Annotated in this window: 11 protein-coding genes; 4 read left to right on the forward strand and 7 right to left on the reverse strand. The window is 71.4% G+C overall.

What is annotated here, in order from left to right; genetic code table 11:
* Positions 1–17: 17 nt before the first annotated feature.
* On the forward strand, positions 18–611 hold the full coding sequence (locus tag FHP06_RS05475; RefSeq protein WP_147684568.1) for a 5-formyltetrahydrofolate cyclo-ligase: 594 nt from the start codon (positions 18–20) through the stop codon (positions 609–611).
* On the opposite strand, the gene FHP06_RS05480 is transcribed toward FHP06_RS05475, so the two are convergent.
* The 5 genes from FHP06_RS05480 to FHP06_RS05500 all read right to left on the reverse strand — a co-directional run bounded on the left by FHP06_RS05480 (position 568) and on the right by FHP06_RS05500 (position 11,007).
* Positions 568–1,692 (reverse strand): C40 family peptidase, encoded by a 1,125-nt coding sequence (locus tag FHP06_RS05480; RefSeq protein ID WP_147684570.1) that lies wholly within the window; start codon positions 1,690–1,692, stop codon positions 568–570. The genes FHP06_RS05475 and FHP06_RS05480 overlap by 44 nt on opposite strands.
* 125 nt (positions 1,693–1,817) lie before the next feature.
* Positions 1,818–4,232 carry a penicillin acylase family protein gene (locus FHP06_RS05485; protein WP_222706371.1) on the reverse strand — a complete coding sequence of 805 codons (2,415 nt, stop codon included), beginning with the start codon at positions 4,230–4,232 and terminating at the stop codon, positions 1,818–1,820.
* A gap of 17 nt (positions 4,233–4,249) precedes the next feature.
* Positions 4,250–8,425 (reverse strand): beta strand repeat-containing protein, encoded by a 4,176-nt coding sequence (locus FHP06_RS05490; protein WP_147684572.1) that lies wholly within the window; start codon positions 8,423–8,425, stop codon positions 4,250–4,252.
* A gap of 213 nt (positions 8,426–8,638) precedes the next feature.
* Entirely contained in the window at positions 8,639–9,676 is a 1,038-nt protein-coding gene (locus FHP06_RS05495) for a hemolysin family protein (RefSeq protein ID WP_147684573.1), read from the reverse strand.
* Positions 9,673–11,007, reverse strand: a complete 1,335-nt coding sequence (locus tag FHP06_RS05500) for a hemolysin family protein (protein WP_230973416.1) — start codon at positions 11,005–11,007, stop codon at positions 9,673–9,675. Before FHP06_RS05500 ends, FHP06_RS05495 begins: the two co-directional genes overlap by 4 nt.
* 27 nt (positions 11,008–11,034) lie before the next feature.
* On the opposite strand from FHP06_RS05500, the gene FHP06_RS05505 reads away from it, so the two are divergent.
* The 3 genes from FHP06_RS05505 (at position 11,035) to mscL (ending at position 12,613) form a co-directional block, all read left to right on the forward strand.
* Positions 11,035–11,295, forward strand: coding sequence for an FmdB family zinc ribbon protein (locus FHP06_RS05505; RefSeq protein WP_147684575.1), 261 nt, complete (start codon positions 11,035–11,037; stop codon positions 11,293–11,295).
* A gap of 257 nt (positions 11,296–11,552) precedes the next feature.
* A complete protein-coding gene (locus tag FHP06_RS05510) occupies positions 11,553–12,155 on the forward strand; it encodes an SAF domain-containing protein (protein ID WP_187271799.1) in 603 nt (200 codons plus the stop codon).
* 44 nt (positions 12,156–12,199) lie between these two features.
* Positions 12,200–12,613, forward strand: a complete 414-nt coding sequence (mscL, locus tag FHP06_RS05515) for a large conductance mechanosensitive channel protein MscL (RefSeq protein ID WP_147684579.1) — start codon at positions 12,200–12,202, stop codon at positions 12,611–12,613.
* Here the strand turns inward: mscL and FHP06_RS15920 are convergent.
* Positions 12,610–12,777 carry a hypothetical protein gene (locus FHP06_RS15920; protein WP_187271800.1) on the reverse strand — a complete coding sequence of 56 codons (168 nt, stop codon included), beginning with the start codon at positions 12,775–12,777 and terminating at the stop codon, positions 12,610–12,612. The two genes, mscL and FHP06_RS15920, sit on opposite strands and share 4 nt — an antisense overlap.
* Positions 12,767–13,651: an NAD-dependent epimerase/dehydratase family protein gene (locus tag FHP06_RS05520; RefSeq protein WP_147684581.1), complete on the reverse strand. Its 885-nt coding sequence runs from the start codon at positions 13,649–13,651 to the stop codon at positions 12,767–12,769. The genes FHP06_RS15920 and FHP06_RS05520 overlap by 11 nt, the downstream gene beginning before the upstream one ends.
* Positions 13,652–13,714 lie beyond the last annotated feature (63 nt).

A 13,714-nucleotide genomic window follows, 5' to 3' on the forward strand; every position in this document is an offset into this window, starting at 1 on the left:
TAGGCTAGCGTCGGGCCGTGACCAAGGACGCACTGCGGGAACAGGTGCTCCGTGACCGTGCGGCGAGGTCGCCGCAGCTCCGGGCCGTGGTCGCCGACGCTCTCGCGTCGCACCTGCTCGCCAGCGCCGTCAGCCGCGCCGACCGCGTGGCCTGCTACCTCTCCATGGGCACCGAGCCGGGCACCGGACCCCTGATCACCGGGCTGCTCCAGCGCGGCGCCGAGATCATCGTCCCGGTCGGCGCGCCGGGGAACCTGCTCGACTGGGTGCGCTTCGAGCCGACGTCCGTCCTGCGTCGCTCCCCCATCGGCATCCCCGAGCCGGACGGCCCGCGGCTCGGCACCGACGCCCTCTCCACCGTCGGGCTCGTGATCATCCCGGCCCTGGCCGTCGACCACGCGGGCTACCGCATCGGCCGCGGCGCCGGGTACTACGACCGCGCGCTCGTCGGCGTCACGGCTCCGGTGTGCGCCGTCGTGCACGCGGCCGAGCTGATGGAGTCCGTCCCGCACGAGGACCACGACGTGCCGGTGCAGCTCGCCGTCACCGAGGCGGGTCTGTTCCGCGTCAGCCCGGACGCGACGCGAGGTCCGGCTGGATCCAGTAGCTGAGCGGCACGACCTCGACGTCCCGCCCGGTCCGCGGGGCCTGGATCATCTTGCCGCCGCCCAGGTAGATCGCCACGTGGTAGATCGAGCCGGGTCCGCCGTTGCTCCAGTAGATGAGGTCGCCACGACGGATCTTCGAGACGGACACGTGCTTGGTCTGCGCGTACTGCGCGCCGGCGTAGTGCGGCAGGTTGACCCCGGCCGCCTGCCAAGCCCGCATCACCAGGCCGGAGCAGTCCCACGAGCTCGGGCCGGCACCGCCGTACTTGTAGGGCTCGCCGAGCTGGGCCATCGCAAACGCGATCGCCGTCTCGATCTTGCTGCTCGACGCCGGCGGCGGGTCCGCGGGCGGCGGAGTGGTCGGCTTGGGCTTCGTCGGCGTCGGACTCGGCTTCGGGTCGGGCTTCGGGTCCGTGGCCGGCGGGGGCGGCTCGCCCGGCCCGGAGGCGTCGAGCCGCTCGTCGATCCGGTCCTGCTTCTCGGTGACCTGCTCGACCGGGACGTGCTGGACGCGGGCGAGCTGGCCGAGCAGCCGCTTCCGCTCCTTCTCCTGCGTGGCGACGGCGGACTCCGCGGCCTTGATGGCGCGGTCGATCTCCGCCGCGGCGGCCTGCCGACGACGCGTCGCCTCCCGCTGCGCCGCGAGCGCCTTCTCGGCGCGGTCGACGGCGGAGTCGTGCACGACGCGGCCGGCGTCCAGGGCGTCGACGCGGGCGTTCATCGCCTCGTTGGTGCTGGCGTAGGCGCCGGCGCGCTCGAGCAGCTGCTCGGGCCCGTCGCTGTCGAACAGCGCGGACAGCCGGGCGGGGCCGGAGTCGGTCTGCAGCTGCTGCACCGTGAGCGCCGCGACCGCCTTGCGCTGCTCGGCGAGCAGCTTCTTCGAGCGCTGCACCGCCAGCCGCTGGCGACGCACGTCGGCCTTCGCCTGCTCCAGCTCGTACGTGGCGCCGTTCAGGCGCTCCGACGCGGCCGCGGCCCGTGCGTAGAGGTCGTTCAGGTGCATGCGGGACTCGACGAGCTGCACCTGGATGGCCCCCGCGGACGGGTCGTCGGCCCGCGCGAACGGCGTGCTCGCGATCGTCACCGTTGCCGCCACGGCGGCAGCACGGATTGCGAGAGGGAAGACACGCACCGACCCATAGCATCACGCGCATGCACATCTGTGCACTGAAATCACTCAGAAATCATCCGTCACACGCGTGTCGCAGCTCAGCCGGACGCCGATCGTAGGGTAAGGACGTCCTCCGTGCCGCGGTCGACGGCCTTCGCGCCGAACGCCCAGGGCAGGGTCCGCCCGTCCGCCCACAACGGCAGCTGGTCGTCATAGTGCTCGTGGTACGCGTGCCCGGACGCGCCGGTCAGGTTGATCCAGCGCGACCGGTCGAACCGTCCGACGTCGACGACCATCCGCATCGACGGCACGGCCGTGACCGCGTACGGGTCGGTCGTGTCGGACGCGTCCCAGGCGGTGGCGTCGACGAGGCCACCGCCACCGCCCACCTCGACGGGGCCGCGGTTGAAGATCCGGTTCACCAGCCCGACGCCGGAGTCGCCGAGCGTCGGGTTCACGAGGGTGAGCCGGTGCAGGCGACCCCAGGACCAGGCGTCCGTGTCGCGCGACATCCGACGGGTCAGCTCGTCGCGAGCCTGCACCAGCGCCTCGGTGAGGATGTCGTCGCGGGTCTCGACGACGGCCGGCGTCGCCAGGTTGTCCCACCAGTGGCTGTTCGGCCGGTCGAGGATCGAGCGGACGACGTCGAACCAGCGCTCACCGCCACCCGGCCACTGGTCCTTCGGGAGCTCGTCGTGGAAGGTCAGCTCGAGCAGGTTGCGCCACACCGCGTTGAAGTACGCGGCCGCGGCCGAGCCCGGCCGCTGCTGGTAGTCCCAGCCGCGGAGGATGTCGCGGCCCTCCCGGGCGAACCGGTCCCCGAGCGGGATCCGCAGCAGCCGCGGCACGAGGAGGGCGGCGTTCGCGCTGTAGGCGTCCATCTGGATGCGGGTCATGTCCGCGACCGAGAGCTGCTTCTTCTCCTTCAGCAGCTGCCGGATGCGGGTGGAGCGGTAGCCGGGCGCGAAGTCGGCGCCGATCAGGTACGGGTACTCGTCGTCGACGACCTCGTTGTTCGCGGTGACGACGAAGCCCTCGTCGGGGTTGAGCTCGTGCGGCAGCTCGTCGAACGGGATGTACCCGGTCCACTCGTGCTTGCCGTCCCACCCCGCGACCGGCCACCGCCCGTCGCCCCGGCTGCGGATCGGGATCGCGCCCGGCGCCTGGTACCCGATGTTGCCGTCGACGTCGGCGTAGACGAGGTTCTGCGACGGGACCGTGAACAGCTTCGCCGCCGCGCGGAAGTCGTCCCAGTCGCGGGCGCGGTCGAGCGCGAAGACGGCCGAGATCGTCGGGCGTGGGGTCAGCGCGGTCCAGCGCAGGGACACCTCGTAGCGCTGTCCGACGTCCTCGATGTCGTCGTCGACGTCGGAGAGGATCGGACCGTGCCGGGTGGACCGCACCGTGATGGTGCGCGTCTCGCCCCCGGAGACCTTGATCTTCTCCTTGCGGGTGACCAGCGGCAGCCGCTTGCCCTTGTACCGGTACGTGCCGCCCTCGACGTCCTCGAGGTAGAGGTCGGCGGCGTCGGCGTACATCGTGGTGACGCCCCAGGCGACGCGGCCGTTGTGCCCCACCACGACGCCCGGCATCCCGGAGAACGAGAAGCCGCTGACGTCGTACGGGCAGCCCTTGCTCACGCGCCGGCAGTGCAGGCCCACCTGGTACCAGATGCCCGGCATCGACGGCGCGAGGTGCGGGTCGTTGGCCAGGATCGGGCGGCCGGTGGTGGAGTGCCGGCCGTCGACGACCCACGAGTTCGAGCCGATGCCGTCCTCGATGCCGAGCAGGGTCGGGATCTCCTCGGCGGCTTGGCTCGCCTTCTTCAGGGCGTCGGTGCCGACGATCGGCCGGTGCAGGCGGGGCGCGTCCGGGTAGAGCTGCTCGACCATCGCCCGCGGCATGTGCTGGGCCATCAGGCTGCGGTCGATCTCGTCGGACATGTTGCTGCGCAGGTCCCACGCCATCGCCTTGACCCAGGCCACGGAGTCGACGGGGCTCCACGGCTCCGGCCGGTACTCCGAGCCCTTGAGCGAGAGGATCGCGTACTCCAGCGACAGCTCCGAGCCGGACTTGCCCTCGATGTAGCTGTTCACACCACGCGAGTACGCCTGGAGCAGCGAGCGCGTGTTCGCGTCGAGCTGCTCGTACTCCTGCTGGGCGACGCGGCGCCACCCGAGGGTGCGGACGAACTCGTCGGTGTCGACCGCATCCTCCCCGACCAGCTCGGCGAGCCGGCCGGCGGTGACGTGCCGGCGGAAGTCCATCTCGTAGAACCGGTCCTGGGCGTGCACGTACCCCTGGGCGAAGAACAGGTCACGCTCGTCGGCGGCGTAGACCTGCGGGACGCCCCAGGCGTCGCGCTTGATGACGACGTCGCCGTGCAGGCCGGTGATCCGCACCTCGCCCGTCGTGTCCGGGAACGACTTGCGCACCGTGACGAACGAGAACACCGAGCCGCCCACCAGGACCGCTGCGACCACCAGGGCGATGGTCAGCAGGGTCCGGCGCACGCCGTCATCGTGTCATGTCAGAGCAGTCGCGCCGATCCGGTGGTCGAGGCCCAGACCGTGTTGCCGGCATAGGTGCCGACGACCAGTCCGCGCGCGATCGCCTTGAGCGTGTTGAACGCCGACATCTTGCAGTGGATCCGGCCCTGGCTGTCCGACCTGCCGATGCAGACGATCTGGGTGTTCGCCCTGAAGACGACCGTCGCGTTCGCGATCGGCTCACGCGGCGCGCCGCCCGTCAGCACGGCGTCGATCGTGCCGACCTTCAGCCCGAGGCTGAACAGGCCCGGCTGGGCCTTGACCGCCACGGCGATCGGCTCGACGTCCAGGTTCGTCGCACCCTTGGTCGTCGTGATCGACAGCTGCTTGACCTTCGAGTGCGACGGGTCCGCCGCGTCGGTGACCTTGACCGTGAACACCTTGGTGGTCGGGTTCGACGTCGGCGTGCCGGTGATCGTGCCGTCGGAGTGCAGCGTCAGACCGGCCGGCAGCGAGCCGCCCACCAGCGTGAACGTGTACGGCGGGAAGCCGCCGACCGCGTTGATCGTCGCGCTGTAGGCCGTGTGGTACGCGCCGTTGGGCAGCGACGTGCTCGAGATGCCGAGCTCAGGCGCGATCTCGAGATCCAGGTGGATGATCGAGTCCGGGTCCACACCGTTGCTCGCCTTGATCGTGATGGCGTAGTGGCCCTCGGCCGAGGCGCCCGGCGTGCCGCTCAGCTGCGCCGTCCCGTTGCCGTTGTCGTGGAACGTCACGCCGGACGGCAACGTGCCCGACGCGGACAAGCTGGCCTGCGGATAGCCGTCCGCCGAGTAGGCGACGGTCCCGTTCGTGCCCACGACCAGGCGTGCGATCGACGGACCGACGAGCTCGGGAGCCTCGTTGACCCTGATGTGCGTGCTCGTGGTGGCCGCCGAGCCGATGCCGTTGTCGGCCTTCACCGTGGCGTCGTACTCGCCGCCCGTGCCGTCCGCCGGCGTGCCCGTGATCTTGGCCGTTCCGGTGCCGCTCAGCGTCAGGCCGTCCGGCAGACCGGTGGCCGACAGGGTCGGCGGCGGGTAGCCGGAGCCGACGAAGCTCGCGGAGCTGCCGGCCGTGCCGACCTTGAACGTCGACGACGCGGGTCCGGAGATGCCGGCGGTCTCGTTGACCGTGAGCGTGAACGGCCAGGTCGCCACCGGCGGAGTGCCGTTGTCGCCCTTGATCGTGATCGCGTAGACGCCGCCGGTGCCGGCGTCCGGCGTGCCGGCGATCTCACCCTTGCCGTCCGGCTTCGGGGTGAAGTTCACGCCGCCGGGCAGCGTGCTCGTCGTCGACAGCAACGCGGCCGGGAAGCCACCCGTCTGCTCGAAGAGGTCGGGGCCGCCGGCCTGGCCCACCGTGTAGGTGGACGCGGACGGCCCGCTCAGCGTCGGCGCCTGGTGCAGCACCAGGTCGAAGCTCTTGGTGCCCGTGCCGGCCTCGTTCGTCGCCTTCACGGTGATCGTGTAGACACCGCCAGGGCCTGCCGTCGGAGTGCCCGACAGCGTCGCCGTGCCATCGCCGTTGTCGACGAACGTGACGCCGGCCGGGAGAGTGCCGGTGTAGTTCAGCGTCGGCTGCGGGGTGCCCGTCGTGGTGAACGTCACCGGGGCGCCGGCGCTGTTCAGCGTGTAGTCGGCGCTGGCCGGACCGTTGACGGTCGGGGTCTCCTGGGAGACCTCCACGGCGCCGATGTCGCACTTGGCGCCCTGCGGGCGAGCGACGGTGCGCTGGTCGGTGCCGTTGCACAGGGTGACCGCGCTGCCGGTGACGGCGTCGCTCAGACCCGTCGCGGTGGCGGCCGGGATCTTGTCCAGCGCGGGGCTGGCCGGGCCAGGCTTGCGCGTGAAGGTCGGGCCGCCGTTGTCGACGAGGTTGCCGAGCTGCGGTGCCGCGGCGATGTCGTTCTTCGCGCCGCTGAAGCCACAGCTGGCGTCGCCGGGGTCGCTGAGGTTGCGGCCGCCGTCGCTGACGGCGCCGCCCGTGCACTCCAGACCGGTGTTGCCGGACAGGATCGTGCCCGCGACGCCCACGTGCGACGCGTCGAACAAGTACAGACCGCCGCCCGCGCCGCTGCCGGCCGCGGTGTTGTTGGTGATCGTGCTGTTCGTGATCGTCATCGGGTGGAACTGCTGGATCGCGCCCACCGGGCTCGAGCTGGTGTTGTTCGTGATCGTGCTGTTGTCGATCGACGCCTTGTTGGTGGCGCCCGTGCCGGTCGAGGCCGTGAGGATCGCCGAGGCCGCGTACGCCTCGTTGCCGGAGATCGTGCTCTTCTTCACGGTCAGGACGGTGTTGGCGTTGTCGGTGTCGGAGCCGCTGTAGATCGCGGCGCCCAGACCGGTCGTGCCCGTGGTGTGGACGGCCTGGTTGTCGCGCATCGTGGCACGAGAGATCGACGTCGTGCCCGAGCTCAGGACCGCGCCGCCACCGAGGTTCGAGGCCACGTTGCCGATGAAGTCGGTGTCGTCGAACGTGGCCGGAGCCTTGTCGCCGACGAGCACGCCGCCGCCGCCGAGGCCGTCGTTTCCGTTGACGTGACCGCCGCTGCCGGTCAGCGTCGCGTGCTCGATCGTGACGATGCCGCCGCCGCCGAACGCCGCGCTGTTGTCGTCGATGGTGCTGTCGACGAGGTTCGCGCTCGGGGTGTCGGTGGACTCGGTGGAGCCGTTGAAGAGGCCGCCGCCCTGGTAGGAGGCGTCGTTGTCGGAGACGTCGGAGCCGCGCACCGTGAGGGCGCCGCTGTTGAAGATGCCGCCGCCGACGACCGCCTCGTTGCCACTGACCTCCGTGCCACCCTTGAGCTCGCTGGTGACGCCGAAACCGAGGCTGAGGCCGCCACCGAACGCGGCGGAGGTGTTGTCCTTGACCGTCGTGCCGTCCAGCGTGAGGGTGCCGGTGGTCGTGGCGCTCGGTCGCGCGGCCCAGATGCCGCCGCCGTAGCCGGCGCTGGCGTTGGTCGTGTCGTTCCCGGAGATGACGCCACCGGTCAGCGTGGACGACGGAGCGTTGGTGACGATGCCGCCACCGAAGTCCGCGACGTTGTCGGTGACGGACAGGTTCGTGGCCGTGAACGCGGACGCCGCGACCATGGCGCCGCCGACGACGGCGTTGCTCGTGGCGCCGCCACCCTTGATCGAGGAGTTCTTGATGTCGAGCGTCGGGACCGCAGGAGCCGGTCCGCCGTAGTAGATCGCGCCGCCGTACGCGGCGACGGTGCCCGTGCCGGTGGCGCGGTTGCCCGAGAAGGACGCGTTGTCGACCGTCAGCGTGCCGGTGCTGAACAGACCGCCGCCGAGTCCGGCGAACGCCTGCGCGCTGCCGGCGGCGACGTTGTCGTCGATGTCGACGTTCTTGAGCGAGGCGATCGCCGCAGGGGCCGTCGCGGTCTTGCCGCCGACGTAGACGCCGCCGCCCCAGCCGGTGGCGGTGGTGTTGGCGGTCGCGGTGTTGCGGCTGATCGAGCCGCCGTCGACCGTCAGGTTGGCCGCGGCCGCCGGGCTCGCGTTGCTGGCGACCGCGACGCCGGCGCCGGAGACGGCGGTGTTGTCCGTGACGTCAACGTCGGTGAGCTTGGTCGTGCCGGCGCTGAGGATGCCGCCGCCGCTCGTGGCGTTGGTGTTGTGGTCGACGGAGCCGCCGGTCATGGTGAGGCTACCGCCGGCGTAGACGACCGCGCCCGCGCCGAGCGTCGACTTGTTCGCGGTGATCCGCACGTCGGTCGTGGTGACCGAGGCGCCGGCCACGCCGACGCGGATGCCGCCGCCGAACGCGGAGTTGTTCAGGCCGTTGCGGATCGTCAGGCCGGTCAGCTTGACGGCGACGGCGCCGGTGACGGCGATCGTCGAGCCGGCCGCGTTGCCGTCAAGGATGACGCCAGTGCCCGTCGCCACGACGTTCGCGCCCTTGGCCGCGAACGTCGTGATGCCGGTGTAGGTGCCGGGAGCCACGTTGATCGTGTCCCCACTGACGAACCCGCCCTTGTTGACCGCGCCCTGGATCGTCGCGCAGGGAGTACCTGAGCTCAGGCAGTTGGCGGCGTTGCTGCCGTTGGTCGCGACGAACCACGGACCGGCGGCGTGCGCGGGAGCTGCGAACGCGAGGGTGCCGGCGATCGTGCCGAGAATGGCGGTGGCGGCGACGAGGGGTCGGCGCAGGGAGTGACGAGCGGACATGGCGTCTCCTGGTGCCCGAGAACTCAGAGGTCTCGGCTGTCGGGGACATTAGGGCCGCGCGAACAGGCCCCGGCGGAAAACGCTGGAAAACCGTCCGAAAGGACTAGAACGTGTTCTTGGTTGGCCCCGACAACCACCTGTCGCTTCGGTCGCAGAGCTCCCTCCCGGGCCTTCGGCCCGACCGACCGAATGGCGAGGTCACGGCCGATGCGCCTAGGAGGCTCCGGCCTCGCGGATCTCGCCGACGAGCTCCTCGAGGACGTCCTCGAGCATGATCACGCCGAGCACCTCGCCGTCCTCGGTGGCGACGCGCGCCATGTGCGACCCGCGCACCTGCATCGTGCGCAGCGCCTCGTACAGCCCCGACCCCGGCGCGACGGTCGCGAGCGGGCGCACCCACTTGTCGGCGATCGGCTGGGCCCGGCTGTCCTCGTCGGTCTCGAGCACGTCCTTGATGTGCAGGTAGCCGGTCAGGTCACCGACGGCGTCGACGACCGGGAACCGCGAGAAGCCCGTGGTGGCGCAGGCGCGCTCGACGTCGACGGGCGTGGCGCTCGGCCGGATCGTGACGAGGCCGTCGCGCGGCAGCAGCACCTGGTCGACCCGGCCCTCGTGGAAGTCGAGGGCGCCCGAGACGAGGCCGTACTCGTCCTCGTCGAGCAGCCCCTCGCGTCGGGACTCCTCGACGAGACTGGCCACCTCGTCGTGGGTGAACGTGGAGCCGACCTCGCCCTTCGGCTCGATGCGGAGCAGCCGGATGATCCCCGTGGCGGCGAGGTTGAGCACGAAGACCAGCGGCCGCAGCGCCGCGACGACGCCGAGCATGAACGGACCGAGGAAGAGGACTGCCCGGTCCGGGCCGGCCAACGTCAGGTTCTTGGGCACCATCTCGCCCAGCACGACGTGCGCCATGCCGACGATCGACAGGGCGATCACGAACGAGAACGGGTGCACCAGGCTCTCCGGCAGCGAGACTGCCTCGAACACCGGCTCCAGCAGGTGGGCGATGGCCGGCTCGCCGACGGCACCGAGGCCGAGGGAGCAGATGGTGATGCCGAGCTGGATCGCGGCGATGGCCGGGGTCAGGTCCTCGATGGCGCGCAGGGCCAGTCGCGCCATGGGCGACCCGGCCTGGGCGGCCGGCTCGAGCTGGGTCCGGCGCGCCGAGATGAGCGCGAACTCCGCCGCCACGAACAGCGCGTTGAACAGCAGCAGCGCCACCGTCAGGGCGAGGCCCCACCAGCCGCTCATGACTCCTCCGCCGGTGGCTCGTCGACGGTCATGACGACGCGGTCGATGCGCCGGCCCTCCATGCGCTCGACGCGCAGGTGGACGACCAGCGGCGGCGGCTCCTCGTCGTCATCGTCGTCGCGCGGCCGAGCGAGCTCGATCGTGGCGACGTCGCCGCGCTCCGCCAGCCGGCCGAGCTCGGCGTTGATGAGGCCGGCGATGGTCTCGTAGTCCTCGCTCTCGGGGAGCGCGATGCCGGTCTGCTCCTCGACCTCGTCGGGCCGGAGCAGCCCGGACAACGACCAGGTGCCGTCGCGGCGGTGACGGCTGCGGGAGGAGAGCCGGTCGTGCTCGTCGGCGATGTCGCCGACGATCTCCTCGACCAGGTCCTCGAGCGTGACCACGCCGTCGGTGCCGCCGTACTCGTCGACCACGACGGCCATCTGCATGCCCTGGTCCCGCAGGATCGTGAGGAGCGGGTCGAGCTCGAGGCTGTCGGGCACGGTGGTGGCGGCGTCGGCGATCTCGGTCAGCCGCACGGAGCGCCGGCGATCCGGCTCGACGCTGACCGCCTGCTTCACGTGGACGATGCCGAGGACGTCGTCGGGGGTCCGGCCGATGACCGGGAAGCGCGAGTGCCCGGTCTGCCGGGCCGCCTCGATGACGTCGGCGGCGGTGTCGCGGCCCTCGAGGAAGTGGACGTGGACGCGGGGCGTGCGGACGTCGGCGGCGGTCCGGTCGCCGAACGCGATGCTGCGCGCCACGAGCTCGGCGGTCTCGTCGTCGATGGCGCCCTTCTCGGCGGAGCGCAGCACGAGCGAGCGCAGCTCGACCGGCGAACGTGCCGAGCGCAGCTCCTCCTGCGGCTCGACGCCGAGCGAGCGGACGATGGCGTTGGCCGCCGCGTTGAGCCCCCGGATCGGCCACGCCATGGCTCGGGTGAACGCCCGCTGCGGGAGCTGGGTGGCCGAGGCGGTGGCCTGCGGCAGCGCGAGCGCGATGTTCTTGGGCACCAGCTCGCCGATGAGCATCGTGACCGTGGTGCTGATGGCCAGGGCTAGCGCGTACGACAGCGCCCTGGGGCCCGGGATGATCGTGCCCAGCGCCGGCTCGGCCAGGAACCCGATGATCAGGTTGGTGATGGTGATGCCGAGCTGCGCGCCGCTGAGCTGCGTCGACAGCGTCCGCAGCGCGATGCGCGTGCCGATCGCTCCGCGGTCACCCGCCTCCGCGTCGCGGTCGATGGTGGCGCGGTCGACGGTGACGAAGGCGTACTCGGCGGCGACGAACACCCCGCACGCCAGCATCAGGAGCACCGAGAGGACGAGCAGGAGCCATGGGGTGGGGTCCACGATGGTCGCAACTGTACCCTTGAGGCCGTGCCCACCTACCAGTACCAGTGCGCCGACTGCGGCGCCGCGCTCGAGGTCGTCCAGTCCTTCACTGACGACGCCTTGACCGTCTGCCCGGAGTGCGACGGTCGCCTCCGCAAGGTGTTCAACGCGGTGGGCGTCGTGTTCAAGGGCTCCGGGTTCTACCGCACCGACAGCCGCGCCTCGTCCTCGTCGAGCGACGCCGCGAAGTCGGAGACGGCGAAGCCCGAGAAGAAGTCCGAGAAGACGACCTCCGACGTCGCCTGACGCTTCAGGTGATCTCGATACGACCATCGAGAAGCGAGCTTCGGTGGTCGAGTGCCTCCGCGAGCGCCAGCGAGCTGGAGGTGTATCGAGACCACGTCGGCCGAGAGCGAGCCTGACTTCTCACCAGGTCTCGTCACCCTGACGCCTTCGGCGTGACGCGCTCGACCTCCTCCGGCGCCCGCTCGCCAGGGCTCGCGCCGCCTGCGGATGTGGACGACGTTCTGCGTCGTTCCGTCACCTCGGCTTAGCCTGCGCTGGTGCATCGGATCGCCCGCCTGACACTGCGTCACCGCCGACTCCTCGCCGCCCTCTGCGCGGGGCTCTCCGTGCTCCTCGCCGCCGGCGCCGTCACGCGCGATCCGGACCCGGGCCGACACGTGCTCGTCGCGGCACACGACCTCGCCAGCGGCACCGTGCTGACCGACGACGACGTCCGACTTGCCGCCCTGCCACCAGACGCCGTCCCCGCGCACAGCACCGCCTCGCGTGATGCCGTGGTGGGGCGCACGGTCGCCGGGCCGATGCGGCGTGGCGAGGTGCTCACCGACGCCCGGGTGCTGCACGCCGGCCGGATGACCGGCTACCCGCGCGGCACCGTGCTGGCCACCGTCCGGCTGGCCGACGCCGATGCCCTGACCACGGTCCGCGTGGGCGAGAGCGTCGACGTCGTGGCCGTCGACCCGGAGGGCAGCGAGGGCCCGCGGGTGATCGCCCGGGACGTCGAGATCGTCTCGATCCCGTCGGGATCGGACGACTCCCCCGGAGCCCCGATTCGGGTCGCGACCAGCGAGAAGACGGCCCTCACCCTGGCCCGCGCGGCGCTGGAGTCCCGCCTGTCCGTGCTGGTCTCGGGTGGCTAGTTCTCGCTACGGTGCGAAGGACATCACCTAGGCAAGGGGGCAGCATGATCAAGGGATTCAAGGACTTCCTGATGCGGGGGAACGTGGTCGACCTGGCCGTCGGCATCGCCATCGGCGTCGCGTTCACCACGCTGGTCGGGGCGTTCGGCACCTACTTCGTCAACCCGATCGTCGCGCTGGTCGGCGGCGGGAACTCGAACGGCTTCGCCTGGCAGATCCTCGACGACAACCCGAAGACCGTGATCGACTTCGGCGCGCTGATCAACGCCCTGATCGTGTTCGTGGTGACCATGGCGGTCATCTACTTCGCGATCGTCGTCCCGATGCAGAAGCTGCAGAGCCTGCGCAAGGGCGAGCCGGGCGAGCCCGAGGCCCCGCCGGAGGAGGTCGCGCTGCTGCGCGAGATCCGCGACGCGCTCAACCGTCAGGGTGGCTCCACGCCGGGCTCGACGCTCTAGGAGTGGTGCGGGGGCACGTTGCGCCGCAGCTCGTCGTCGCGCGACGGCTCCCGCTCACCCCAACCCTCGTCGGTGTCGTCCACCGTGGCGTCCGGGACGAGGTCGCCCAGCAGCCGCGCCGCGCGCAGGCGGCGGGCACGTTCTCGTTCAGCGTCAGAGGACACCGTCGAACCAGTCCGGTGTGAGCTTGGGGTACTGCGGTGCCCAGCCCGTGCGGTCGCCGAACCGCTGTGAGCTGACGCGCTGCGAGCGCGTGATCATCTCCAGGCGCTGGCCGCCCAGCCGGGTGGCAGCGCTGGAGTAGAAGCGCCCCTGCGGTCGCTCGGCGACGAGGGCGTAGGTGTCGACGACGTCCTGGCGCTTCACCGGCTCGGCGCCGACGTTGTAGATGCCGGGCTCGACGTTCAGCGCCGCCGCCGCCGCGGTGCCGACGTCGTCGATGTGGACCAGGTGCGTCCAGCTGTCCGGGGCCCCGAAGCCGATGGGCCGGTTGGCCCGGGCGCGACGCAGCAGCCAGACCGACGACGTGTGCGGGCCGGCGAGGAGGCCGAGGCGGAGCACGACCCCCTGGCCGCCGGCGCGGGTGAACGCGTCGACGTGGGTCTCGGCGACCACGACGTGCTCGAGGGCGCGGGTGAGGTCGACCGAGCTGTGCTCGTCGACCCAGTCGTCGCCGTGGTCGGCGTAGACGAAGCTCAGGCTCTGGTGCACCAACCGGGGGACGCCGGCGTCACGCGCGGCGGCCGCGACGACGGCCGTGCCGTGGGTGCGGATGCGGTCGTTGGCGCGCCAAGCCCCCGGGCGGAGGGCCGACGTGCCGACCGGGACCCGCGTGGCGAGGTTCAGCACTGCGTCGCAGCCCTGCATGCCGGCGGTCATGCTCTCGCGGTCGAACAAGTGTCCGTCGTGCGGCTGGGCCCCGCGGGCCGTGACCACCTCGGCGGCACGCGCGGAGCGGGCGAGGCCGACGACCTCGTGTCCGGCGGCGTGGAGAGCGGAGATCGCCGAGCGGCCCATCACGCCGCTGGCTCCGGTCACGAAGACCTTCACACGGCACTCCGGGGGGCGAGCATCCGGTCATCATGCCACGGCTGCGATTCC

The organism is Aeromicrobium terrae, from assembly GCF_008039565.1.
GTDB lineage: Bacteria > Actinomycetota > Actinomycetes > Propionibacteriales > Nocardioidaceae > Aeromicrobium > Aeromicrobium terrae.

What these genes read in the sequence shown, in the direction of transcription:
- FHP06_RS05490 (WP_147684572.1), bottom strand. Translation starts at nt 8,425, where the DNA reads ATGTCCGCTCGTCACTCCCTGCGCCGACCCCTCGTCGCCGCCACCGCC.
- FHP06_RS05495 (WP_147684573.1), bottom strand. Translation starts at nt 9,676, where the DNA reads ATGAGCGGCTGGTGGGGCCTCGCCCTGACGGTGGCGCTGCTGCTGTTC.
- mscL (WP_147684579.1), top strand. Translation starts at nt 12,200, where the DNA reads ATGATCAAGGGATTCAAGGACTTCCTGATGCGGGGGAACGTGGTCGAC.